Genomic DNA, 23,143 nt, shown 5'->3' with positions numbered 1-23,143 from the left:
CGGACCGAATAATCGCCTTGCACCGTTCACCCGGCGCGAATCCTAATCGACTGATTTTGCTAGCACAAGCGACGGTCGCTGGCCGCTGTTGATTGGCTTCAGCGCTTCCGCTGGATCGCTGCGTGAGCAACCAGAGCTCTTGCTTATTACAAATCAAACAGATTCGCATTAACATGAGCGCCTACCATCCGCGGATCGTCTCTGTCATGAAGCGTTACCACCCCCTCCTCTCACTGGACTTGGCCGGCCGCATCACGGCCGCTCTGTTCGGCGGCTATGCGCTGGCTTTCGGCTCTACCGCCTTTCTATCTGTTTACTTGCCGTTGGCGCGAGCGGATCGAGTGGTCACAGCCAGCTTGCTGTGTTTTGCCGTCTGGGTAGCCGCCGTCATTTACACCTTTGCGGCCCGCAGCGCCTTGCGGGCCTGGCTTTGGCTGGGAGCGCTGACAGTACTGCTCTGTCTGGCTGCTTATCTGCCTGTTGAATGGAGAAGCCGACCGTGACCTTACGTCAATCGATGGCCGGGCTGCACACCTGGGGCGGGCTTCTGCCCAGCTGGTTGCTGTTCGTCATTCTGTTCGCCGGCACGCTGGCCTGCTTCGACAAGGAAATCGAACGCTGGATGCGGCCCGCGTTGCACGTGCCTGCAACCAGCACCATCGATGCTGACAACGTCCGGCAGTGGTTGAACGCCCATGTGGAAGGGCCTCTGCATGCCTACTGGCTGCACGGTCCTACCGAACGCGAACCTTACTGGAAGCTGGGTTGGGAGAAAGATGGTACTGGCGAACGCGGCCGTGCAGCTTTCGATCCCGCTACCGGAAAGCCCATGCCGGACACGCTGGGGGGTGAGTTCTTCTTCACCCTGCACTACAACCTTCAGGCGGGCACGATCGGCATGTACATCGTCGGCCTTGCCGGCATGTTCATGCTGGTCGCGTTGGTGTCCGGAATCATCGTTCACAGGCGGATTTTCAAGGACTTCTTCACCCTCCGGCCGCAGGCCAACGGCCAACGTGCCTGGCTCGATGCGCATAACCTGTTCGGGGTAATCGGCCTGCCCTTCCATCTGGTGCTGGCTTACACAGGTGTCGCCATTTTTGTCGCGACCTACATGCCGGCCGGCGCGATGGTGGCCTATGACGGAGATCCGCTGGCCTTTTTCGAGGAGGTCCAGGGCGGCTATCACCGCAACGAGATGGACAAACCCGCAGGTGAACTGACTTCCCTGAATGGTCTGATCAGCGAGGCCCGTCAGCGCTGGAACGGCGGCGAGCCAGGCTGGTTGATCGTCGAGCACCCGTTCGACGCCTCGGCAGTGGTCAGCATTCGTCGGCTTGACCCTTCACGTATCGGTTCACCACAGGACACCCTGAATTACGACGCCACCACTGGCGAAATGCTCCACCAGCAGCAGGCACCCACCAGCTACGAGGCCTATATGTGGATGGTCGGTTTGCACATGGCGCAATTCGGCGGGCAGATCGTTCGACTGTTCTACGGACTGATGGGACTGGCCGGCTGCGCAATGCTGATTGCCGGTTCAGCAGTCTGGTTGCGCAAGCGTGAAGCTCGGCAGATCACAGGGCTAAAGGTGGTTCGCGCACTCAACGGAGCGGTGTTTTTCGGATTTCCGATCGCTTCGCTCACCCTCCTCTGGGCCAACCGTCTGTTGCCGGACACCCTGCCTGAGCGGGCGGCAGTCGAAGGCTGGTGCTTCGCCTTGAGCTGGCTGGCAGTGGCAGCCTTCGCATGCATCAGGCCTGGCCAACCAGCACGGACCACCCGTCAATTGTTTGCGGTCCTGGCGATTCTCGCCCTTGGCCTGCCTGCGCTGAACGGTATCGTGGCTCCGCAAGGCAACCTTGTTGCGAGCCTGACGCGAGGTGACATGACGCTCTTCGGCATCGACCTGGTATTGCTGACCGTTGGGTTGGTGTGTGCCTGGCGGGCTGTTGCTCGCCCCGAGGCGCGACCGGCACGAGAGAGGCGCATGCAGGAGGTTTCACCATGACGCTACTCGCTTTTGCGTTGGCTTACGTGGGCATGCTTGCGCTGTGCCTGGCCATGCCCCGTCATCATCGGCAACTGTTCAGTCGGGCACCAAGCCCTCTTCTACAGCGAGGGCTGCGGCTGCTGGCAGGCGGACTGCTGATCGCCATCGTCATGCTTGATGTGGCAGCACTGGGGGTGTCGATAGGTCTGATCGTCTGCCTGGGTCAGTTGATGTGCGCCGGGCTGCTGGTAGGCCTGATGCTCGCCTGGCGTGAGCGCATGGCACTGCCAATGGGCGCTGCCCTCAGCGTGATAGGAGCCCTGAACGTTCTAGTGTGAGCTAGCGCATACCCCCTCAGTCGATGACGTTCATCACATCGACTTGACCCGCACTCAGACAAAGCAGAATACTGTATCCATATACAGTATTCTGGGTTTGCGGTTCATCATGTCCTCCGTTGTCTCCCTTGATCGGTTGCTCGATGCACGCCGCCTATGGCGCGGCCAGCCCAGCGTCGTCTCGACCAGTAACCAGCCAACCGGACATCCCACACTCGACGCCGCTCTGCCCGGCGGGGGGTGGCCGGATGCAGCACTGAGCGAGCTGCTGATCGCTACCACCGGGATTGGCGAGTTACGGCTGCTCTGGCCCACCCTGGCACGCCTGACCGCTGCTGGCGAACGGGTGGTACTGATCGCCCCGCCTCATCTGCCCTTCCCTCATGCCTGGCTCGCTGCCGGCGTCGATCTGCGCCAACTCAGCCTCGTTCAAGCGCAAGGACGTGATGCATTGTGGGCAGCGGAACAGTGTCTGCGTTCAGGGAGTTGTGGTGCTGTGTTGTGCTGGCCGCAGAAAGCGGATGATCGCGCCTTGCGTCGCCTGCAGGTGGCCGCCGAAACCGGACAGACGCTGGCCTTCGCCTACCGCTCTTTGCACGAAGCCGTGAATCCTTCTCCAGCGGCACTGCGCTTGGCAGTCGAAGCTCGGCCGGCTCAAGTGCGTGTACTCAAGTGCCGCGGCGGACTGGCGCCCGTCCAGCCGATTTCTGCCGTGGGATGGCAGTGATGATGCTCTGGGCTTGCATTCTGCTGCCGCAACTGGCCATGGACGGTGTGCTGCGTAGCCGTACCGATGCCGACGCGCCACTGGCACTACTGAGCGGTACGCCACAGCGCCGCGTGCTACAAGCAGTCAACCCAGCGGCACGATCACTAGGGCTAAAGGCAGGGCAATCGTTGATAGCCGCCCAAGCGCTGACCCGGGAATTCGAGACGGCCGAGTATGACCTGGCTTCGATCGAACGTTGGCAGCAATTCCTCGCCGCTTGGGCCTACGGCTTCAGTTCACAGGTCAGCCTGCACTACCCGCGCTGCCTGCTCATGGAAGTGCAGTCCAGTCTTGGCCTGTTCGGCCCCTGGCCTCGTCTGGAAGCACGCTTGCGCACGGAGCTGAGCGCGCTGGGCTTTGGGCATCGCATCACCCTGGCACCCAACCCGGCAGCTGCGCGGGTACTGGCCAACGTGCACGACGGCTTGGCGGTAACGGATACACCTGAGCTGCATCAGGTACTGGCTGACCTGCCTGTAGATCGCCTCGGCTTGCCACGTGATGTCTCGAATGCTCTGGCGCGAATGGGTCTGCGCACCTTCAAGCAACTGCTGGCACTGCCTCGAAACGGACTGGCGAAGCGTTTTCCGGCTGACGCGCTGAGACACCTCGATACCCTGCTGGAGCACCGCCCGCTGGGTCTGAGTTTCTATCGTCCGCCTGATCGATTCGCTGCGCGGATCGAGCTGAACTTCGAGGTCGAGTCGCATCAGGCGCTGCTGTTCCCGCTGCGCCGCCTGACCGCCGATCTCGCCGCCTATTTGGCAGGCCGCGACAGCGGGGTGCAACGCTTCACCTTGCACCTGGAGCACCGCAGCCTGCCCGAAAGCCTGTTACCGGTCGGTCTGCTCGGCACGGAGCGAGACCCGGCCATGCTGTTCGAGCTGACCCGCGGTCGCCTGGATCACCTGCAACTCCCAGCCCCGGTGCTGGCAATACGGTTGATTGCAGACCAGTTGCCGACATTCGTACCCGAGCATCGCGAACTCTTCGAAGAGCGACCGCAGCAGTCATTGCCATGGGAACAGTTGCGAGAGCGGTTGCGAGCCCGACTGGGTGACGACGCCGTACAGGGACTTGCTGCTCGCGCCGACCATCGCCCCGAATGCGCCTGGCGACCAGAGTCAGCGACCCACCAGGAAACGCCATCGTTCGCGGCACCCCGCCCCGGCTGGCTGCTGTCGGAGTCGAAGCCGCTCCACGAAGCGTCATTGCGCGTTCTATCGGGCCCTGAGCGTATCGAATCGGGTTGGTGGGACGGAGGCGACGTGCGCCGCGACTACTATCTGGTGGAAACCCGGGCGGGCCAACGCGGATGGGCCTTTCGCTCAGTCACGGGAGGGCCGCTGATGCTGCACGGCTGGTTCGGATGACACCCGATTACGCGGAGCTGCACTGTCTCTCGAACTTCAGCTTTCAACGGGGCGCCTCCAGCGCCAAAGAGTTGTTCGAACGCGCTGCACTCCAAGGCTATCAAGCCCTGGCGATTACCGACGAATGCACGCTAGCGGGCATCGTCCGTGCCTGGCAGGCGTCAAAGGAAACAGGCCTGCCGCTGATTGTCGGCAGTGAGATGCAGATCGAAAACGGCCCGAAGCTGCTCCTGCTGGTCGAAAACCTGATTGGGTATCAGCGCTTGTGCCGGCTGATTACCTGCGCCAGACGTCGCGCCGAGAAAGGTCAATACCAGCTGCTGGGCGATGACCTGAACGAGCCCTTGGATGGACTTTTGGCCATCTGGCTTACCCGGCAACCCGATGCTGACGCTGAAGGTCTCTGGCTGCTCGAGCGCTTTGCGGGACGCCTCTGGCTGGGTATCGAACTGCATCGCGGACCTGACGATGCAATGCACCAGCAGCATTTGCAGGCAATGGCCAGGCGCGTGGGCATACCCGTGGTGGCCTGTAGCGATGTGCATATGCATGCCCGCGGCCGTCGTGCCCTGCAGGATTGCATGACTGCGATTCGACATCACCTGCCAGTAGCCGAGGCCGGGCGCTATCTGTTTCCCAACGGCGAACGCCATCTGCGCCGGCGCGAGGAATTGGCGCAACTGTATCCGGCCGAGTTGCTTGCCGAGACGCTGTGTATCGCCGAGCGCTGCCAGTTCAGCCTCAACGAGCTCAGGTATCAGTACCCACACGAGCTGGTGCCCAACGGTCACGATGCCAGTTCATGGCTGCGCAAACTGGTCGAAGAAGGAATGAGATGGCGCTGGCCGGCAGGCGTGACGGATAAATCACGTGCGCTGGTCGAACATGAATTGCAGCTGATCACCGAGCTGCACTACGAGAGTTACTTTCTCACCGTCCACGACATCGTCCGCTTCGCCCGCGAACGTCACATTCTGTGTCAGGGTCGCGGTTCGGCAGCCAACTCGACGGTGTGTTTCGTACTGGGCATCACCGAACTCGACCCCACGCATAGCCGGCTTCTGTTCGAGCGTTTCCTCTCGCGCGAACGCAATGAGCCACCGGACATTGACGTCGACTTCGAGCACGAGCGCCGTGAGGAAGTGATCCAGTATGTGTTTCGCCGCTACGGCCGCAATCGCGCCGCTCTGACTGCGGTGGCGAGTTCCTACCGCGCCACTGGCGCACTGCGTGACGTTGCCAAGGCGCTTGGTTTGCCGCCTGATCAGATCAATGCTCTGGCCGAGTGCTGCGGGCGCTGGAGTGAGCACATACCCGATGACGCCCGGCTACAGGAAGCCGGCTTCGATCCCAGCAGTCCAGTGTTGCGTCGGGTTCTGGTGCTGACCAGTGAATTGATCGGCTTTCCTCGTCACCTTTCACAGCATCCGGGCGGCTTCGTCATTTCCGAGTATCCGTTGGATACCCTGGTGCCGGTCGAAAATGCCAGCATGGCCGACCGTACCGTGATCCAGTGGGACAAGGACGATCTCGACGTGGTCGGCCTGCTCAAAGTCGATGTGCTCGCGCTCGGCATGCTCAGTGCGCTGCGCCGTTGTTTCGATCTGATAGCTCGCTATCGCGGCACGCAGTGGACCATTGCCACACTGCCCAAGGAAGATCGACCGACCTACGAAATGATCAGCCGCGCCGACACGGTGGGCGTTTTCCAGATCGAATCGCGCGCACAAATGGCCATGCTGCCGCGGCTTCGTCCCAGAACTTTCTACGATCTGGTGATTCAGGTGGCCATTGTGCGGCCCGGGCCGATTCAGGGCGACATGGTTCACCCCTACCTACGCCGACGCAATAACGAAGAGCCTGTTGAGTATCCCTCCGAAGAATTGAAGCCGGTGTTCGAGCGCACCCTTGGCGTGCCACTGTTTCAGGAGCAGGTGATGGAACTGGCAATCGTCGCCGCCCAATACACCGCCGATGAAGCCGACAGGCTGCGCCGCGCCATGGCCGCCTGGAAGCGGCACGGCAGTCTCGAGCCGCACCGCGTGAGATTGAGCGAACGCATGCTCGCCCGTGGCTACAGCGCAGAATTCGTTGCACGGATCTTCGAACAGATCAAAGGCTTCAGCAGTTACGGCTTTCCCGAGTCGCATGCGGCCAGCTTCGCCCTGCTCACCTATGCCAGCTGCTGGCTGAAATGTCATGAGCCAGCCGCCTTCGCCTGTGCCTTGATCAACAGCTGGCCGATGGGCTTTTACAATCCCGATCAGATTCTGCAGGACGCTCGCCGTCACGGCCTCGAAATTCGGGCGTTGGATGTTCGCCACAGCGGCTGGGATTGCAGTCTCGAGCCGACCGAGTTCGAGCAACCAGCAATCCGTCTGGGGCTGCGCCTGGTACGCGGCTTTCGTCAGGAGGATGCGAAGCGCATCGAAACGGCTCGTGAGCAGCAAGCCTTCACCGGTATCGACGACCTTTGCTTGCGAGCCCGATTGGATGCACGTGCGCGTGAACAGCTGGCTGACGCCGGGGCGCTGAAAGGACTTGTCGGGCATCGGCACCAGGCTCGCTGGGCCGTGGCCGGCTTCGAGCCCCAACTGCCGCTGTTCGCTGAACAGGTCGCGAAGCAGGAAGCGCCAGTGCCACTGCCGGTACCCTCTGTCGGGGAAGAGCTGATGACCGATTACGCCACCCTTGGCACCACGCTTGGCCCGCACCCGCTGGCCTTGTTGCGTGAGCAACTCCGCAGCCGGCGCTGCCGCAGTTCGCGAGAGTTGTCTGAAGTGGAACATGGTCGCCTGGTCAGCGTCGCCGGGCTGGTCATCGGGCGCCAGCGCCCACAGACCGCCAGCGGGGTCATCTTCGTCACTCTGGAAGACGAGTTCGGCATGATCAACGTGGTGGTCTGGCACGACCTGGCCGAGCGGCAACGGCGCGTGTTGATACAGTCGCAGATGCTTCGAATCGATGGGCATCTGGAATCGGCAAACGGTGTACGCCACGTCATCGCCGGGCGTCTCAGCGATCTCACCCCAATGCTCACCGGCCTCGATGTGCGCAGCCGGGACTTTCAGTGACCCAACACCAGCCACACAGCAATCAATTCACTCCGCGCGTCATTAGATCGGCTATCGAAAGGGCGAACAGGAACACCAGCCAGAAGCCCGCGCCCAGTGCGAAAAAGCGCACCAGCGGCGAATGGGTGCCGAGCTGGGCCAGGCCGAACAGCACCAGCATGGCCTGCCCGGCTGCACACACAAGCGCGAGCATCGCCCACTGTGGGAATTGAATGGCTATCGTGGCGCTGATCGCCAGTAGCGCCAGCAGCCCGACATAGATCAGCACCAGCTTGCCTGCCTTCATGCTGCCCTCCCGACCAGATAAAGCGAGGGATACAAGAAGATCCAGATCACATCGACCAGATGCCAGTACAGGCCGACCATTTCCAGTGTGATCGCCCGCTCCGGCAGTTTCATATGGGCGAAGTGAATGCGCCCCACCATGCCCAGCACAATTACCACTGCAATGGTCAGGTGCACCGCATGCAGCGCGGTGGCGAAGAAATAGATGTTCATGAACAGCCGCGCGGCGGGATCCCCCAGCGGCGACTCGGGGCCTATGCCGGGTAACAGCCCTTCGTGGTATTCCCAGCCGTACTCAAAGAATTTCACCCCCAGGAACGCCAGGCCGAAGAAGGCGCTGAGCAAGAGCCACTGCTGCACCCGACGGTAGTTACCCAAGCGCGAAGCCTGCACCATCAGGCTCATGCACAGGCTACCGGTGAGCAACAGCGCGCTGTTGAATCCCGCCAGAATCGAATGCAGGTGCTGCACCGCCTCGCCCACTGCCTCGGGGTGCTGCAGTCGGTAGTAGTAGATGACCAGCAACAGCACGCCAAACATCATGATTTCAGTGGCGAGAAACAACCACATGCCCAGAAAACTCGCTTCTCGCTGCTGGGCTGCGGTCTGGTAAGGCTCGGTCAGATACCCGTCAGGATCGGCCATGGGTCGCCTCTGGGGGGTAATCGTAGGCCTCGAAGTCAACGATCGGCGTCTCGACAAAGTTGTACTGGGGCGGTGGCGACGAGGTGCGCCATTCCAGCCCCGCCGCATCCCATGGGTCGTCATCAGCCAACGGGCCGTAACGCAAAGACCAGAGCAGATAGCAGAACGGCATGACGTAACCCACCGCCAGTACCCCTGCGCCAGCGGACGACAGCACATGAAGGAACTGAAAGTCCTCCGGATAACTGTGGTAGCGCCGTGGCATGCCCAGATAGCCGAGCAGGAACTGTGGGAAAAATGTCAGATTGAAACCGCAGAAGATCATCACCGCCGCGATCTTGCCCCACAGCTGCGAGTACATCCGCCCGGTCATCTTCGGCCACCAGAAGTGCAGCGCGCCAAAGAACCCGGCCACCGCCGCGCCGACCATGATGTAGTGGAAATGCGCGACCACGAAATAGGTGTCGTGCACGTGCACGTCCGCGGCCAGCAGCGCGAGGAACAACCCAGTTACCCCGCCAATGACGAACAGGCCGATAAAGGTCAGTGCATAGAGAAAGTGCGCGTCGATGGTCAAATTGCTTTTGTAGAGTGTCGCGGTCCAGTTGTAGACCTTGATCGCCGAAGGGATTGCCACCAGAAAGCTCAGCAACGAGAAGACCATGCTGGCGTACATCGACTGCCCCGCCACGAACATGTGGTGACCCCAGACCATGAAGCCGATCACCGCGATAGCCAGGCTTGAATAGGCGACAAATGAGTAGCCAAAAATGCGCTTGTGCGACGCCGCGGTAATCAGTTCGCTCATCACGCCCATCGCCGGCAGGATCATGATGTATACCGCCGGATGGCTGTAGAACCAGAACAGGTGCTGAAACAGCAACGGGTCGCCGCCCAGGTTAGGGTCGAACACGCCAATACCGAACAGGTACTCCGCCGCCACCAGCAGCAGTGTGATGGCCAGCACCGGCGTGGCCAGCACCAAGATCACCGAGGTGGCATACAGCGACCAACAGAACAGCGGCATCCGGAACCAGGTCATGCCCGGCGCACGTAGCGTATGAATGGTGACGATGATGTTCAGCCCCGTCAGGATCGACGAGAAGCCGACGATGAACACCCCGAGAATCACCGCCACCACATGGCCGTTACTGAACATCGTCGACAGCGGCGTGTAGAAGGTCCAGCCGGTATCCACACCGCCAGCCAGCAGCGAATACAGCGTGAAGAGGCCGCCGCCCACCAGCAGATACCAACTGAACAGATTCAGCTTGGGAAAGGCCATCTCCTTGGCACCAATCATGATCGGGATGAGGAAGTTGCCAAACACCGCCGGGATCGAGGGAATCAGGAAGAACCACACCATGACCACACCGTGCAGCGTGAAGGTGCGGTTGTAGCCGTCCGGGCTCAACAGATCGCCCTCGGGGGTGACCAGCTCGATGCGCACCAGGCCGGCAGCCAGGCTGCCGAGAAAGAAGAAGACCGTTACACCGATCAGGTAGAGGATTGCGATGCGCTTGTGGTCCGTGGTCAGCAGCCAGGTGCGTAGCCCGTGCTCGTCGGCGAGGTAACTGGGCGAGCGGTCGGCGGCCGGGTTCTTCTGAGTCAAGGTAGTGTCTCCTCTGGCGTCGGGCTGCGGGGGCTGTCGGCATGCGGCTCGCCTTGCCCGCGCTCATCAATCGTGCCGGGGGCGTGGCCTACTTTGCCAAGCGACTGGATATAGGCGGTCAGGCGCAGCACGCCCTCCTCATCGATCACGTTGGCGAAGCTCGGCATGATCGATTCGTAGCCAGCCACAATCTGCTTGTGCGGCAGCAGAATGCTGTCGCGAATGTAGGCCTGGTCGGCCACGACAAAGCTGCCGTCCTCCAACGCCACCCGACGGCCATAGAGCCCCTCCAGCTTCGGCGCTTTGGCCACGGCGGCCGGGCCATGACAACCACTGCAACCGAACTGGCGAAACAGCACCTCACCCTGCTCGGCCAGGGACTCGCTGGCACCGGCCTGTGACAGCCAGCGCGCGTACTCCTGTGGCGGTTGCACAATCAGCGTGGCAAGCATCTTCGAATGATCGGTGCCGCAGTACTCGGCACAGAACACCTCGTAGCGACCCGCTTCGGTAGCGTTGAACCAAAGCTGCGTGTAACGCCCCGGCAACAGGTCCTGCTTGATGCGCAGGGCCGGAAAGTAAAGGCTGTGAATCACGTCCTGGGAGATCATGTTCAGCCGCACCGGGCGCCCAACCGGCACGTGCAAGGTATTGATCTCGCGTTGACCACCGGGATGCTGGAATTTCCACATCCATTGCTTGGCCACCACCTGAATCTCCATGGCATCCACCGGCGGCGTGCGCACTTCGTAATACAGCTTTGCCGAGACCAGATAGATGATCATCGAGCCAATGAAGGGCAGTACGATCCAGGTCATTTCGACCTTCATGCTGCCGCGCGGGCGATGGTCGCGTCGGACCTTGGTGCCCTTGCGGTAGCGTATTGCGAAAAGAATCGTGAGCACGAACACCGGCACGACGAAGATCGTCATCATTCCGGTGAATGACCAGATCAGCCAGTCGATGCTGCCCGCATGATCTGAAGCGGTTTGCGGCCACAGGCGCAGAAAATCATCGTTCATCGCCGCCCTCCCGCTTACGTCGCTCGCGCCACAGCGACAGCCCGATGAAACCGAGCAATGCCAGCGCCGTGCCGGTGCCGCCCACCTGCAGCGCACCGATGACCCAGTTGTCGTACCCGCCGGTGCGCGGGTTGTAGTGGTAACAGAGCAGCAGTAGCTGATCACTGAAATCGCCGACCCGCCCTTCGCCAGCATCAGTCAGGGCCAGCCGCAGATCGCTGGGCTGATAGCCGAGCCCATACAGCCACTGCACCAGCTTGCCGGACGGGCTCAGCGTGGCGACCGCGGAGGCGTGCGCGTATTCCTGAATTTCCGCATCCCAGCGGTAATGAAAGCCCAGCGCGTCGCTGACACGGCGGCTGGCCGACTCCTGTCCGGTGAGCAGATGAACCGATTGAGAACCCGCCAACTCTGGCCAACGCCTTTCGAGCTTGTCGCGTTCAGCGCGGGCATCGGCTGGTGTCTCGTGCGGGTTGAAGCTATAGGCGATCACCACGTAATCCTTGCCCAGTTCGAAGGGCACCGCGCCGAGCAGGTTGAACAGGCTCGCCAGTTGCGACCCGCACACGTTGGGGCAGCGGAAATACACCGGCACCAGCACCGCGGGCCGACCATCGAGCAATTCGGCAAGCGTGACCGACTTGCCGCTGTCATCGGTGAAGCGCGTATCCAGTGGCACCTGTGCACCGGGCTGCGGGTCGATGCCGGCGGCAGCGAAGGGATCAAATGGCTCGGCGGCTCGCGCAGAGAATGTCAGCACCAAGGACAAGGCAGCGGCGAGGATCAGCAACAGACGGCTCATCAGGGTTGCGCCCTCTGTTTGGTCTGTTGCAGGCGTACGTCCCGCCCGCCACCGGCCTCCACCGGCGCCGGCCAGCCGCGCTCGAGCAACAGGATGCGTGCCCGCTGGAGCGGGATGCTCGCAGTGCCAGCATCGCGGTCGATCCAGCCATAGCGGCTCAGGCGCTGCTCGGCCTCGCGGATCACCTGCTGGCCGTTGCCACGGCTACTGGTTTCCAGACGCGGCGCCGGCGGGATAATTCTGTCGCGTTCGAGCGCCGTCACCGGGGGCTCGGGCGTCGACTCGTAGTAGCTAATCAGCACAGCAACGGCAGTAAGTGACACTGCCAGCGTAGCCAGCAAGCCGAAGCCAACCGCCAACAGGCCTTTGACATTGGCGTCGTGATGTTCGAAGCCATCGTCTTTCGAGCGCGGGTCGACCGGAACGCTCATGCGGACCTCCTCGGTAGAACCAGCAGCGCGATCAGTCCGCCACCAGCGGCGGCAGCGGCCAACATCGCCAAGCCGCTCGCCAGCGCATTCAAACCAGACAGGCTCGCCAGGCTCAGCCAGGCGCCTTCGGCCAGCCCCAGCAGCAGCGTGCCACCGGCGAGCACCGCCAGTGGCACCCGGCGCGCTGAAAACGGCCACCAGGTCGCGACGAATACCAGGCTCTGCAGCGCCACCAACCAGGTCAACAATGGCCATTCGCGGGCGCGGATCTCGTACCAGCGAACCTCTTCGGGCAGGTTGCCGTACCAGACAATCAGATACTGCATGAAGTGCAGATAGATCCAGGCTAACGCCGCAGCCGACAGCAAGCCGCGCAAAACACCCGTGTGGGAGGCACCGGCGAACAGGCTGAACAGAATGCAGGCAGTGATCCCGGACAGCATCAGCCGGCCCAGCCACAACAGCCCGAATATGCTGGACGCGAAGTGCGGGTCCATCGATTGAGCCCAGTCGAAGGCCGCCAGCGACACGCTCAGCACCACCGCGATCAGGCCCAGACCGGCCCCAGCAGGGTTGTGCAGCGTGGTCGGTAGCAGCCAGCGCGCCAGCGCCCACCACAGGACGACATAGAGCAAACCGCGCACGACGAAACTGGGCCACCAGAGCCACAATCCGCGGAAGCCATCGTTGTACTGGTGCATCCACTCGTAGATAAACCCGGCGCCAAGCAGCCCGGGCAGCACCAGTATTGCCAACCCCGGCATGGCCCGGCTGGCAACCAGCGTCCAGGGCCATAGCTGATCGCGAACGCTGCCGCTGACCGGCGCCAGTGCAAGCCCCAAAGCCAATGCGCCCAGCGGAATCCCGGCAAGCCCCAGCAGGCTGGCCACACAGGCGGCCAGGGTGTCGCGCGGCGCCAGCAGCAGGCCGATGCCGAGCCCAACCACGCCGATGGTCAACGCCACCCAGGCAATGCTGCGTGCACCCTTGGCGCCCTTGAAACTCACCGCGCTCATGGCAATGCCTCCAGCGCGCGGCGATCCAGCTCCGGCAGCGTCCCGACCTTGGCCGCCCGCGCCAACTGCAAGGCGCGTATATGCGCAACGATGGCCCAACGATCAGCCGGTTTCACGCGCGCGGCATAGCTGTACATCACCCCATAACCTTCGGCGATTACCCGGATAAAGTGGCGATCCGCGGCCTGAATCAGACGCGGCTCGGCGAAGTCTGGCGGTTGCGGAAAGCCCCGCTCGACCACCGCGCCCAGGCCATCACCGGCCAAGCCATGACAAGGCACGCAATTGATGCGATAGCGCTCCTCACCACGCGCCAGCAGCGCTTCAGTCAGCGGCGGACGCTCGGCCAGGACCGCCCCCCATGCCAACTCGCCGCGCGCCACCGTGCCTACCGGCGGCGCCTGGTTCACCTTGCCGTCCGGGAAGAACAGGGAGGCCTCCTGCGCGTCGGCACGTGGCTGCTGCGCCATCTGATCGCAGCCGCTGAGCAACAGGATGAAAACGAAAAGCCAAGGCATCAGGCAGGCACCTTGCTGACCGACACCGCCCGTTCCGCCAGCCATAGCGCTGTCTCGGTCTCGCTGAACAGCGGATCGTCCGCCCGAATACAGAGCAGGAAGCGATCGTCCGTGGCGCGTTTGAAGGCTTCCATTTCGAACAGCGGGTGGTGCAGCAGCGGCAACCGGCAAAGAAACAGCAGACCGAACAGCGCACCCAGCGCGCCGCCGGTGATGGTCAGTAGAAAGGTGATGACGGCGAAGCCCTGCAAAGCGATCAGCGGCCGGCCGCCGATATCCAGTGGGTAACTGAGATTGGCGTATATCTGCATGCCCAATCCCAGCCCGCCGCCGATCAGCGCACCGAGGATCCCGGCCCAGTAGGCGCGATTGTTGCGCTGGCCGAGCACCGGCTCCAGCTCCGGCAGCATGAACGGGCTGTACGCCTCCATCCGCGTGTAGCCAGCCTCGCGCGCGGCGCGGGCCGCCTCGATCAGCGGCTCGGGCTGGGTGAAGTCAGCCAGAAATCCGTAGCAGCGCTCAGTCATCGGCCTCTCCCCGATAGCGGTGCAGCGCCTCTTTGACTTCAAAGGTGGAGACCATCGGCAGCAGCCGCATGAACAAACTGAACGGCACAAGGAACAGCCCGAAGGTACCGATGAACAAGGACCAGTCCCAGAACGTCGGGCTGTAGCCCTGCCAGGTGGCTGTGAGGTAATCACGGGTGGCCGGCACGATGATCAGCATCCAGCGCTCGCACCACATGCCAATCAGGACGCCGACTGCAATCGCCAGCAACGCCTTGCCATTGCGCCGCACTTGCGGCCACCAGAGCGCTTGCAGGCAGACTAGATTGAAGAAGATCGCCGTCCACCAGCTCCAGGCCATCGGCCCGGTCAGACGCGCCATGGCCATGGTGATCTCGTGTTCCTTGCCCGAATAGAAGGCGATGAAAGTGTCGGCAAAATAGCCGTAGGCAGTCATCCAGCCGCTTGCAAGCAGCAATACGCCGAGCACGTCCAGATGCCTGACCGTGATCAGCAACTGCCAACCGAAGAAACGGCGCAGCCCCAGCGCAATGATGATCACCAGGGCAAAGCCGGAGAAGATTGCGCCAGCGACGAAATACGGAGGAAACACCGTCGAGTGCCAGCCGGTTTCCGGTGACAGATCGAGCAGGAACGAGTAGCCGCTGGACACCGCAAACACCAGCGGAATCGCCAGCAGTGCAATGAAACGGTAGGCCCGCCGCCAGTGCGCCCAGTGCGAAGAAGCACCGCGCCAGCCGAGTGCCAGCAGACCGTAGAAAATCTTGTAGCGCCGTTTGCGGGCGTGATCGCGCGCCGAGGCGAAATCCGGTATCGCGCCGATGTAGATGAACATTAACGACACGAACAGGTAGCCAAGCACGGCAAAGAAGTCCCACGACGTCGGGCTCTTGAACTGCGGCCACAGCTCCATGGTGTTCGGGTATGGGGCGCTCCAGTAGAACAGCCAGGGCCGCCCCAGGTGCAGGATCGGGTAGATGCCTGCGCAGACCACCGCCATCAGCGTCATCAGCTCGGCCATGCGATTGAGCGAGTTGCGCCACGGCCGATTGAGCAGCAGCAACATCGCCGAAATGAAGGTTCCGGCATGACCGATGCCCAGCCACCACATGTAGTTGAGGATGGGAAACCCCCAAAACACCGGATCGTTGTTGCCGAACACGCCGACACCTTTCCAGACCACCACGACCGCCGAGGCGACGAACAGCCCCAGCAGCAGGCAGCTGAAGATGAACAGCGCCCACCAGGCGCGGCGATAACGAGCAAAGTCGACCGGGACGGTCAGCACCCGGTCCGAAACTTCACCGAGCGGCATCTGCCCGGGCAGGAAGTGCGGCGTATCGGCACCTGTGTACCCGGAACCCACACCAGCGCCGCTCACGACTCGTCCTCGACGATCTTGGGCAGATCGACCAGACCCAGATAAGTCGTCTTCGGTCGCGTGCCCAGCTCTTCCAGTAGTGAGTAATGACGCTTGGTGTCGCGCCCTTGGCGCACGCGAGCGCCGGGATCGGACAGATCACCGAACACGATGGCCTGGGTCGGGCAGCTCTGCTGGCAGGCGGTCTGCACCTCGCCGTCGGCCACCGGACGATCGTCAATACGCGCAGCGATGCGCGCTTCGCTGATGCGCTGAATGCAGTAGGTGCACTTTTCCATCACACCGCGCGAGCGCACCGTGACGTTGGGATTGCGCTGATGCTGGATCGAGGGCTCATCGTCGCCTGTCCAGTCGAACCAGTTGAAGCGTCGCACCTTGTACGGGCAGTAGGACGCGCACGTGCGGGTGCCGATGCAGCGGTTGTAGATCTGCTCATTGAGACCGTCCGGCCCGTGCACCGTGGCGTTGACCGGGCACCCGACCTCGCACGGCGCCTGTTCGCACTGCATGCAGGGCACCGGCTGGAACGCCGACGACTCGGGCTCGTCAGGGTCGCCCTTGTAATAGTGGTCAACCCGCAGCCAGTGCATGTTGCGGCCCACGGCGACCTGCTCTTTGCCAACTACGGGAATATTGTTCTCGGCCTGGCAGGCAACGACACAGGCGTTGCATCCGATGCACTGATCCAGGTCGATGGTCATGCCCCACACCGGCTCTTTCGGATGCGTCGGCGGGTAGAGCGTCTTCGCTTGCTCAAAGAGGTACAGCGGCTCTGTCGCCACCTTGCGATAGGCCTCATCGCGCGGCTCGCTCTTGATGGCTTCTTTGCCATGCAGCACGTGATGCGACTGGGTGGTGGCCAGCGGCATGAACTCACCGGTCTTCTCCAGCATGGCGCCGCGACGCAGCCAGGGATCAACAGCTGTGCGCAACGGCGCCAGGTCATAGCCCAGACGATCCGCCACGCGCCCGGCACGGGTGCGGCCATAACCGGCATAAAGGCTGAGGGTGTGCTCGGCGTGGCCAGGCATGATCCAAACCGGGCCAATCACCACGCGGCGTTCTAGCGTGACGCGCACCATGTCACCGTTCGCCAGCCCATAGGCTTCGGCCAGCTTCGGCGCCACGCCGATGACGTTGTCCCAGGTGAGTTTGGTGATCGGCTTGGGCAGCTCCTGCAGCCAGCCGAGGTTTGCCAGGCGTCCATCCCATACGCTGGGGTCCGGCAGAAAGCTCAGAGTCAGCCCTTCCACCGGAGCGGGCTCTGCTTCCCAGGTGACGGGCGCCGCCTCGATGGTCAACGGAGGTAGCGCGGTGCCAGCGATAAAGCCCAGTTCCAGCGCCTGCCGCCAGGCGTTTTCATCGAGCGCCTGCCAGGTCTTACGCAGTTCGGCGCGACCATCGGGGGTGAGGTCCCCCTGCAACAGCGCCAATACCTCAGAAAGCGTGCGGCTGCTGTAGAAGGTGCGCACCAACGGCTGGCCAAGACAGACACTACCATCGGCGGCGCGGGCGTCGTTCCAACCGTCGAGGTTGTGGGTCAACGGCAGATGCCAGTGGCAGTGGGCAGCCGTCTCGTCGTAGTAGAGCCCGGCATGAATGCGCAGCGGAACCTGATCAAGCACTGCTTCCAGTTCCAGATCCGCCGGTGCGGTGTCCACGGGATTACATTCGAGCATCAGCAGCGCTTCGACCTGGTCGTCGCGAATCGCCTCGACCAGTTGCGGAAGATCGCCCAGACGCTGCCCCGCCGCTTCGAGCCAGACCACCGGCTCGCTATAGGTCAGCGTGTTTCCGACATTACCCAGCCGCTGATTGAGCCGGTGCACAGCCGCCTGGACCGCCAGCGGTGTGCGCTCACCAGCAGTGATCAGGCAGCGTCCGGCGCGGGCTTTCAGTTCGCGGGCAACCGCCTCGATCCAGCGCTGACGCTCGGCCGGCAGCGGTTGCTTCGGACCTTCGCCCTCACCCAGCGCGGCGGCCAACGCCTGCAAACAGGCTTGCAACGTCTCCGGCTCGATTCGCTGGCGCTCGCTGGCCTTCGCCCCGGTCAGCGTCGGCACTGATTCGACGACCAGCAAACGTGCATCGCCGTCGCCCTTCGCTGCTCGCCGCTTGCGCTCGCCCCAGCCGAGCGCATGCGGCAGTTCGCGAGGCCCGGCGCCGAGCCAGTCATGTTCGAAACTCACCACCCATTCGGCGGCCTCGAAGCGGTAGTGCGTCTCGACGGCACGGCCGAAGGCGCGCTCGGCAGCCAGGTAGTGATCGCCCTCGAAAGGTTCGTGTCTATACAGCTGAGCCTCGGGCCAGCGCTGCAGCAATTCTTCTAGCTGACGGCGCAACGTCGGTGAGCTGCTGGCGCCAAACAACAGGTGCAGCCCGCGACCACGCTGTTGATCAAGCCGTTCAGCCAGGCGGCTGGCATCGAGCTGAAAGCTGTCCCAGGTGGTATCCACGCCTTTGAAACGTGGTGCCTGCGAGCGGTCGGGGTCGTACAGCTGGAGAATCGCTGCCTGAATGATCGCCGTGCTGGCTCCCTGGCTGAGCGGGTGATCCGGATTGCCCTCGAGTTTGGTTGGACGACCCACATGGGTGCGGCCCACTACCGGCTGGGCGTAGCCGGCAAAGGTCACCGTGGTGGCATACCACTGCGCCTCGCCGGGAATGATCTTTTCCGGCTGCACCACATAAGGCACGCCCTTTTCCGGTTCACTGCAGCCGGCGAGTCCAGCCATGGCCATCGAGGCGCCCATCACCTGCAGGAAGCGTCGACGGTCCATCTGCGGCGCCATCGACGGAAATTCCGCCTCGACGAATTCGGCAAACGCCGGTTCGTCTGCCAGCTGTTCGAGGCTGCGCCAGTACCCTGCCCCGCGCTCGCCTTCCAGACGCTCGCGAATTGCCGTCCAGTCGAGGGGCGCAGGGTGCTGTGGGTCGGTTTCGTCTCGAATCTGCATGGCCTACCTATGGCATGTGTAGCAATGGGTCAGGTTGCCGTTGCCGATGTGGTACTGGCGCATCAGCGCCTCGCCGAGCTCCCGGCGGTCGCCCTTGTATTGCCAGTTCATGTCGGTCACCGCGTCCCGTGGGCGCAGGCGCGGCGCAGGGTCCCGATGACAATCGAGACACCAGCTCATGGTGAATGGCTCCGCCTTGCTCATCAGCGGCATGCCGTCGACCTGCCCATGGCATTCGGCGCAACCCACGCCGGCGTTAACGTGCACACCGTGATGGAAGAACACGTAATCCGGCAGTTCGGTCACGCGATTCCAGCGCAACGGCTCGCCTTGAACGAAGCTCTGGCGAACCGGTGCGAGCATTTCCGCGCCGGTCCAGATCTGCGAATGACAGCTCATGCAGGTGTGAGTTGGCGGCAGGCCCGCCACCGGGCTGGTCTCGACATTGTCGTGGCAGTAGCGACAGTCGATCTGCAGCGCACCGGCGTGATGTTCATGGCTGAAAGGCACCGGCTGGTTGACCGTGAAACCCTGGCCGGTGACATAGGACGAGCGCGACAGGATGGCGAACGCGACGAAAACCCCGACAAGCCCCAATGACAAAAGGAGCAATACCAGACGTAACCACATGTCGGCGGTGCGGGGGAAAAGCTGGGCCATCCGGGAGGGTGCGTCCTGACTGTATCCGTATGTGACTGTATGTTTCTGGCCGCCCACCGGCGCATGAGTTCAATCGAAGCGGCGATCCAGGTGCCAAAGGCCATGGAGACCCCACAGATCAGAAGGGAACATTTGCGCCGGGCGGTCAGTCAGCTATGAACAATCATTTCCGGAACCAGCGCTCTAGCCTTGCGCTAGAGCGCTGGGATTCGCAGGAGCCGCCGGGCCGTGCCGGCGCCAGGCCAGGATGCCATCCGCACCCATCCGACAACAAAAACGGAGGCCTGATGAGCAACTGCACGATCCATTTCGACGGCAAGCCACTCAACGGCGATGCCGACACCCCGCTGATCGATTTTCTAGCCAGCCATGACATCGACCTTCCCCACGTCTGTTATCACCGCGCGCTGGGATCGCCACAAACCTGCGACGTCTGCTGGGTTCAGGTCGATGGCGAACTGGTGCGCGGCTGTACGCTGAAAGCGCACGACGGGCTCGAAGTCACCAGCCAGATACCCGAGGCCAAGGCCGCGCGCGAGGAAGGCATGGATCGGCTGGTGGCCAAGCACGAGCTGTACTGCACGCTGTGCGAGCACAACACCGGCGACTGCACGTTGCACAACACCTATGCGCAGATCAATCCGCCGATCCAGCGCTACGAATTCAAGCGCAAGCCTTACGACAAGGACCATTCCAACCCCTTCTACACCTACGATCCAGACCAGTGCATCCTCTGCGGCCGCTGTGTCGAAGCCTGCCAGAACGTCGAGGTCAACGAGACGCTGTCCATCGACTTCAACATGGAACATCCGCGCGTGCTGTGGGATGGCGGCAAGCCGATCGACGAATCCAGCTGCGTAAGCTGCGGCCACTGCGTCACCGTATGCCCGTGCAACGCGCTGCTGGAAAAGACCATGCAGCCCGACGCCGGCCCCTTCACGGCGCTGCCGCAGGATGTGAAGCGGCCGATGATCGACATGGTCAAGAAGCTTGAGGAAACCATCGGCGCGCGGCCGATCACCGCTATCTCGAAGCTGGACATGCATTGGCGCCAGCCGGAGATCAAACGCACCAAAACCGTGTGCACCTATTGCGGTGTGGGCTGCTCGTTCGAGATGTGGACGCGCGACCGGCATATTCTCAAAGTGCAACCGGTGGTCGATGCGCCAGCCAACGGTATATCCACCTGCATCAAGGGCAAGTTCGCCTGGGATTTCGTCAACGATCCGAAGCGGCTCACCACCCCGCTGATCCGCGACAACGGCAAGTTTCGTGAGGCCAGCTGGGACGAGGCGCTCGATCTGGTCGCCCATCGTCTGCTGCAGATCCGCGATAACCACGGACCGGACGCCATCGGCTTCATCGGATCGAGCAAGGCCAGTAACGAAGAGGCCTACCTCACACAGAAGATCGCCCGCGCGATCATCGGTACCAACAGCGTCGACAACTCCTCGCGCTACTGTCAGAACCCGGCCACCAAAGGCCTGTTCCGCACAGTCGGCTATGGCGGGGATGCCGGCACCATTGAAGATATGGAGAAGGCCGACCTGATCGTCATGGTCGGCAGCAACCTGTCCGAAAACCATCCGGTGATTGCCTCCAAGCTGAAGGCGCAAAAAAAGCACCGGGGCCAGAAGTGGGTGGTGTTCGACCCGCGCAAGCACGAGATGGCCGAGCGCGCCGATGTTCACCTGCGCCCCAACGCCAGCACCGACATGGTCTGGGCATCAGCGCTGTCGCGCTACATGTTCGAGCAGGGCTATGCCGACCAGGAGTTCCTCGATGCACGGGTCAATCAGATCGAGGAATACAAGCAGTCGCTTGAGCCCTTCACCATGGACTTCGCTGCGCAGATCACCGGTATCGAGAAAGAAAAACTGATCGAAGCCGCCGAGCTGATTGGCCAGGCGAAAAGCGTGTGCCTGCTCTGGGCCATGGGCATCACGCAGCACAGTCACGGTTCGGACACCAGCACGGCGCTGTCGAACCTCTTGCTGGTTACCGGCAACTACGGCCGGCCCGGCACCGGCGGCTATCCAATGCGCGGCCACAACAACGTTCAGGGCGCCAGCGACTTCGGTTGCCTGAAAAACATGTACCCCGGCTACGAAAAGGTCACCGAGGAAAAGAACCGCGACAAGTGGGCCAAAGCCTGGGGCGTGCCCAAGGAGAAACTGTCGCTGGAAAAAGGCAACGACAACTTCACCATGGTCAAGGGCGCCGACGAGGGCTCGGTCAAGGCGATGTTCATCATCGGCGAGGAAACCGCGTTCTCCGACGCTGACAGCACTAGCGTGCACAGCGGCTTCGAAAGCCTGGATTTCATGGTAGTGCAGGACATCTTCATGAGCCGCACCGCCGAGTTCGCCGACGTGGTGCTGCCGGCCTCTCCCTCGGTGGAGAAGGACGGCACCTTCACCAACACCGAACGCCGCATTCAGCGCTTCTATCAGGTGCTGCCGCCACTCGGCGACAGCCGTCCCGATTGGCAAATCCTCACCGACCTCGCCAAGCGCATGGGCTATGACTGGGGCTACACCCACCCGAGCCAGATCATGGACGAGGCCGCCAGCATCGCCACCATGTTCCAAGGCGTCAGCTATGAGCGGCTGGAAGGCTGGCAATCGTTGTTCTGGCCGATGCAAAGCGACGGCAGCACCACACCGCTGCTCTACACCGAGCGGTTCCACACCGATGACGGCAAGGCCGTGCTCTTCCCGCTGGAATGGAAGGCGCCCGCCGAAGCGGCCGACAGCGAGTACGACATCATGCTCGACAACGGCCGCATGCTCGAGCAGTTCCAGAGCACCAATCAGACCGGGCGCGGGCCACGCATCTGGTCGCAGGCGCCGAACTGGTTCGTCGAAGTCAGCCCGGAGCTGGCCGCCGAGCGCGGCATCGAGGACGGCACATGGGTACGTGTGACCTCACGGCGCGGTTCAGTAGAAGTGCGTGCCACGGTGACTGACCGCGTCGCCGGTAACACGCTGTTCATGCCCATCCACCAGGGCAAACCCGGGTTGAACCTGCTCACCGGTGAACATCACGACCCGGATGTGAACACGCCGGCTTACAAGGAAACCGCGGTCAAGCTGGAAGTACTGCCAGAGAAAGGCGAGCCGCCGCTGCCGTCGAACAATTTCCGCAACGCCCATCGCACACCGAACGATGGCGTGCCCGTCGAGGTGAAGTGGTATCGCGAGGACTACGTCGAACCGCCCGCCCAAGCCCCGCACCCGGAGAGATTCTGATGGCCCAACGATTGAATTACGACGTCAAGCCGACCCCGACCGAGCCGACCGCCCGCGAAGAACTGGATACCCTGCTGGAAACCCTGCATCAAGGCGGCATCCTGCGCTTCGCTAACGATCTGGCCGGCTCGCAGCAACAACTGCTCAAGGTGCTGGTGGATGGCATGAGCAAGGAAGGCTCGCTCAACGCCATGCAGAACCTGTCGATCCTCGGCATGGCGCTGTCCCGCATCGAGCCCGCGCAGTTCTACAAAACCGTGTTCGCTTTCCAGTCCGCCTTTGCAGCCGTTGGCCGGTACCAGCCGGACGACAAGCACGACGAAGCGCCGGGTGTGACCGGCGCCTACAAGATGCTGCACGACGACGAACTATGGGCTGCGCTGATGCCCATCATCGAGGGGCTGAAGACCTTTGCCAGCGGACTGGACAAGGAAGCGGAAAAGCCGATCACCGCCTTTAGCGGCAAGAAGACGGAGCAATAAAACC

At 62.5% G+C, this 23,143-nt stretch carries 20 protein-coding genes; 8 read left to right on the top strand and 12 right to left on the bottom strand.

Translation table 11 applies throughout. The features are described from left to right. Positions 1–206 precede the first annotated feature (206 nt). The 6 genes from ACSSNI_RS05340 (at position 207) to ACSSNI_RS05315 (ending at position 7,550) form a co-directional block, all read left to right on the top strand. The gene (locus ACSSNI_RS05340; RefSeq protein WP_102835449.1) at positions 207–503 is read left to right on the top strand and encodes a DUF3649 domain-containing protein; all 297 of its coding nucleotides are present in this window, start codon (positions 207–209) and stop codon (positions 501–503) included. Continuing rightward, positions 500–2,014 (top strand): PepSY-associated TM helix domain-containing protein, encoded by a 1,515-nt coding sequence (locus ACSSNI_RS05335; RefSeq protein ID WP_200637044.1) that lies wholly within the window; start codon positions 500–502, stop codon positions 2,012–2,014. The genes ACSSNI_RS05340 and ACSSNI_RS05335 overlap by 4 nt, the downstream gene beginning before the upstream one ends. Continuing rightward, the gene (locus ACSSNI_RS05330; RefSeq protein ID WP_200637046.1) at positions 2,011–2,334 is read left to right on the top strand and encodes a DUF3325 domain-containing protein; all 324 of its coding nucleotides are present in this window, start codon (positions 2,011–2,013) and stop codon (positions 2,332–2,334) included. The genes ACSSNI_RS05335 and ACSSNI_RS05330 overlap by 4 nt, the downstream gene beginning before the upstream one ends. 109 nt (positions 2,335–2,443) lie before the next feature. Continuing rightward, positions 2,444–3,061, top strand: a complete 618-nt coding sequence (gene imuA, locus ACSSNI_RS05325; protein ID WP_200637049.1) for a translesion DNA synthesis-associated protein ImuA — start codon at positions 2,444–2,446, stop codon at positions 3,059–3,061. A 2-nt stretch (positions 3,062–3,063) separates the two neighbouring features. After that, positions 3,064–4,476: a Y-family DNA polymerase gene (locus ACSSNI_RS05320; protein WP_200637165.1), complete on the top strand. Its 1,413-nt coding sequence runs from the start codon at positions 3,064–3,066 to the stop codon at positions 4,474–4,476. Beyond that, positions 4,473–7,550: an error-prone DNA polymerase gene (locus ACSSNI_RS05315; RefSeq protein ID WP_200637051.1), complete on the top strand. Its 3,078-nt coding sequence runs from the start codon at positions 4,473–4,475 to the stop codon at positions 7,548–7,550. The genes ACSSNI_RS05320 and ACSSNI_RS05315 overlap by 4 nt, the downstream gene beginning before the upstream one ends. A 22-nt stretch (positions 7,551–7,572) precedes the next feature. On the opposite strand, the gene ACSSNI_RS05310 is transcribed toward ACSSNI_RS05315, so the two are convergent. From ACSSNI_RS05310 to ACSSNI_RS05255, 12 genes are read right to left on the bottom strand one after another with little or no spacing between them, the layout of a single operon-like run. Then, positions 7,573–7,836, bottom strand: a complete 264-nt coding sequence (locus tag ACSSNI_RS05310) for a hypothetical protein (protein ID WP_200637053.1) — start codon at positions 7,834–7,836, stop codon at positions 7,573–7,575. Continuing rightward, positions 7,833–8,480, bottom strand: coding sequence for a cytochrome c oxidase subunit 3 (locus tag ACSSNI_RS05305; RefSeq protein WP_200637055.1), 648 nt, complete (start codon positions 8,478–8,480; stop codon positions 7,833–7,835). The genes ACSSNI_RS05310 and ACSSNI_RS05305 overlap by 4 nt, the downstream gene beginning before the upstream one ends. Continuing rightward, the gene (locus ACSSNI_RS05300; RefSeq protein WP_200637057.1) at positions 8,467–10,092 is read right to left on the bottom strand and encodes a cytochrome c oxidase subunit I; all 1,626 of its coding nucleotides are present in this window, start codon (positions 10,090–10,092) and stop codon (positions 8,467–8,469) included. Before ACSSNI_RS05300 ends, ACSSNI_RS05305 begins: the two co-directional genes overlap by 14 nt. Continuing rightward, the gene (gene coxB / locus ACSSNI_RS05295; protein WP_200637059.1) at positions 10,089–11,114 is read right to left on the bottom strand and encodes a cytochrome c oxidase subunit II; all 1,026 of its coding nucleotides are present in this window, start codon (positions 11,112–11,114) and stop codon (positions 10,089–10,091) included. Before coxB ends, ACSSNI_RS05300 begins: the two co-directional genes overlap by 4 nt. Beyond that, the gene (locus ACSSNI_RS05290; protein ID WP_200637061.1) at positions 11,104–11,916 is read right to left on the bottom strand and encodes an SCO family protein; all 813 of its coding nucleotides are present in this window, start codon (positions 11,914–11,916) and stop codon (positions 11,104–11,106) included. The genes coxB and ACSSNI_RS05290 overlap by 11 nt, the downstream gene beginning before the upstream one ends. Beyond that, positions 11,916–12,347, bottom strand: a complete 432-nt coding sequence (locus ACSSNI_RS05285) for a hypothetical protein (protein WP_200637063.1) — start codon at positions 12,345–12,347, stop codon at positions 11,916–11,918. Before ACSSNI_RS05285 ends, ACSSNI_RS05290 begins: the two co-directional genes overlap by 1 nt. After that, positions 12,344–13,363, bottom strand: a complete 1,020-nt coding sequence (locus ACSSNI_RS05280; RefSeq protein WP_159968434.1) for a hypothetical protein — start codon at positions 13,361–13,363, stop codon at positions 12,344–12,346. The genes ACSSNI_RS05285 and ACSSNI_RS05280 overlap by 4 nt, the downstream gene beginning before the upstream one ends. After that, a complete protein-coding gene (locus ACSSNI_RS05275; RefSeq protein ID WP_159968435.1) occupies positions 13,360–13,881 on the bottom strand; it encodes a c-type cytochrome in 522 nt (173 codons plus the stop codon). The genes ACSSNI_RS05280 and ACSSNI_RS05275 overlap by 4 nt, the downstream gene beginning before the upstream one ends. Further along, positions 13,881–14,408, bottom strand: a complete 528-nt coding sequence (locus ACSSNI_RS05270; protein ID WP_102835462.1) for a quinol:electron acceptor oxidoreductase subunit ActD — start codon at positions 14,406–14,408, stop codon at positions 13,881–13,883. The genes ACSSNI_RS05275 and ACSSNI_RS05270 overlap by 1 nt, the downstream gene beginning before the upstream one ends. Beyond that, entirely contained in the window at positions 14,401–15,789 is a 1,389-nt protein-coding gene (nrfD, locus tag ACSSNI_RS05265; RefSeq protein WP_200637065.1) for an NrfD/PsrC family molybdoenzyme membrane anchor subunit, read from the bottom strand. The genes ACSSNI_RS05270 and nrfD overlap by 8 nt, the downstream gene beginning before the upstream one ends. Continuing rightward, complete coding sequence (locus ACSSNI_RS05260) at positions 15,786–18,746, bottom strand: TAT-variant-translocated molybdopterin oxidoreductase (protein ID WP_200637067.1); 2,961 nt, start codon at positions 18,744–18,746, stop codon at positions 15,786–15,788. Before ACSSNI_RS05260 ends, nrfD begins: the two co-directional genes overlap by 4 nt. A 3-nt stretch (positions 18,747–18,749) precedes the next feature. Continuing rightward, a complete protein-coding gene (locus tag ACSSNI_RS05255; RefSeq protein WP_200637069.1) occupies positions 18,750–19,406 on the bottom strand; it encodes a cytochrome c3 family protein in 657 nt (218 codons plus the stop codon). Between the two features lie 287 nt (positions 19,407–19,693). Here ACSSNI_RS05255 and fdhF point away from each other — a divergent pair, with 287 nt between their 5' ends. Both fdhF and ACSSNI_RS05245 read left to right on the top strand, forming a co-directional pair. Next, complete coding sequence (gene fdhF, locus ACSSNI_RS05250; protein WP_200637072.1) at positions 19,694–22,657, top strand: formate dehydrogenase subunit alpha; 2,964 nt, start codon at positions 19,694–19,696, stop codon at positions 22,655–22,657. Further along, positions 22,657–23,139 (top strand): hypothetical protein, encoded by a 483-nt coding sequence (locus ACSSNI_RS05245; protein ID WP_102835467.1) that lies wholly within the window; start codon positions 22,657–22,659, stop codon positions 23,137–23,139. Before fdhF ends, ACSSNI_RS05245 begins: the two co-directional genes overlap by 1 nt. Positions 23,140–23,143: the final 4 nt, after the last annotated feature.

The organism is Stutzerimonas tianxiuensis (genome assembly GCF_053470365.1).
The sequence above is the reverse complement of the archived record's forward strand: the minus strand, read 5'-3'. Positions and strand labels throughout refer to the sequence as shown.

Excerpts from the sequence above, each read along its gene's own strand:
- ACSSNI_RS05340 (WP_102835449.1), top strand. The coding sequence starts at position 207 with ATGAAGCGTTACCACCCCCTCCTCTCACTGGACTTGGCCGGCCGCATC.
- ACSSNI_RS05330 (WP_200637046.1), top strand. The coding sequence starts at position 2,011 with ATGACGCTACTCGCTTTTGCGTTGGCTTACGTGGGCATGCTTGCGCTG.
- imuA (WP_200637049.1), top strand. The coding sequence starts at position 2,444 with ATGTCCTCCGTTGTCTCCCTTGATCGGTTGCTCGATGCACGCCGCCTA.
- ACSSNI_RS05320 (WP_200637165.1), top strand. The coding sequence starts at position 3,064 with ATGCTCTGGGCTTGCATTCTGCTGCCGCAACTGGCCATGGACGGTGTG.
- ACSSNI_RS05315 (WP_200637051.1), top strand. The coding sequence starts at position 4,473 with ATGACACCCGATTACGCGGAGCTGCACTGTCTCTCGAACTTCAGCTTT.
- ACSSNI_RS05310 (WP_200637053.1), bottom strand. The coding sequence starts at position 7,836 with ATGAAGGCAGGCAAGCTGGTGCTGATCTATGTCGGGCTGCTGGCGCTA.
- ACSSNI_RS05305 (WP_200637055.1), bottom strand. The coding sequence starts at position 8,480 with ATGGCCGATCCTGACGGGTATCTGACCGAGCCTTACCAGACCGCAGCC.
- coxB (WP_200637059.1), bottom strand. The coding sequence starts at position 11,114 with ATGAACGATGATTTTCTGCGCCTGTGGCCGCAAACCGCTTCAGATCAT.
- ACSSNI_RS05290 (WP_200637061.1), bottom strand. The coding sequence starts at position 11,916 with ATGAGCCGTCTGTTGCTGATCCTCGCCGCTGCCTTGTCCTTGGTGCTG.
- ACSSNI_RS05285 (WP_200637063.1), bottom strand. The coding sequence starts at position 12,347 with ATGAGCGTTCCGGTCGACCCGCGCTCGAAAGACGATGGCTTCGAACAT.
- ACSSNI_RS05280 (WP_159968434.1), bottom strand. The coding sequence starts at position 13,363 with ATGAGCGCGGTGAGTTTCAAGGGCGCCAAGGGTGCACGCAGCATTGCC.
- ACSSNI_RS05275 (WP_159968435.1), bottom strand. The coding sequence starts at position 13,881 with ATGCCTTGGCTTTTCGTTTTCATCCTGTTGCTCAGCGGCTGCGATCAG.
- ACSSNI_RS05270 (WP_102835462.1), bottom strand. The coding sequence starts at position 14,408 with ATGACTGAGCGCTGCTACGGATTTCTGGCTGACTTCACCCAGCCCGAG.
- ACSSNI_RS05260 (WP_200637067.1), bottom strand. The coding sequence starts at position 18,746 with ATGCAGATTCGAGACGAAACCGACCCACAGCACCCTGCGCCCCTCGAC.
- ACSSNI_RS05255 (WP_200637069.1), bottom strand. The coding sequence starts at position 19,406 with ATGGCCCAGCTTTTCCCCCGCACCGCCGACATGTGGTTACGTCTGGTA.
- fdhF (WP_200637072.1), top strand. The coding sequence starts at position 19,694 with ATGAGCAACTGCACGATCCATTTCGACGGCAAGCCACTCAACGGCGAT.
- ACSSNI_RS05245 (WP_102835467.1), top strand. The coding sequence starts at position 22,657 with ATGGCCCAACGATTGAATTACGACGTCAAGCCGACCCCGACCGAGCCG.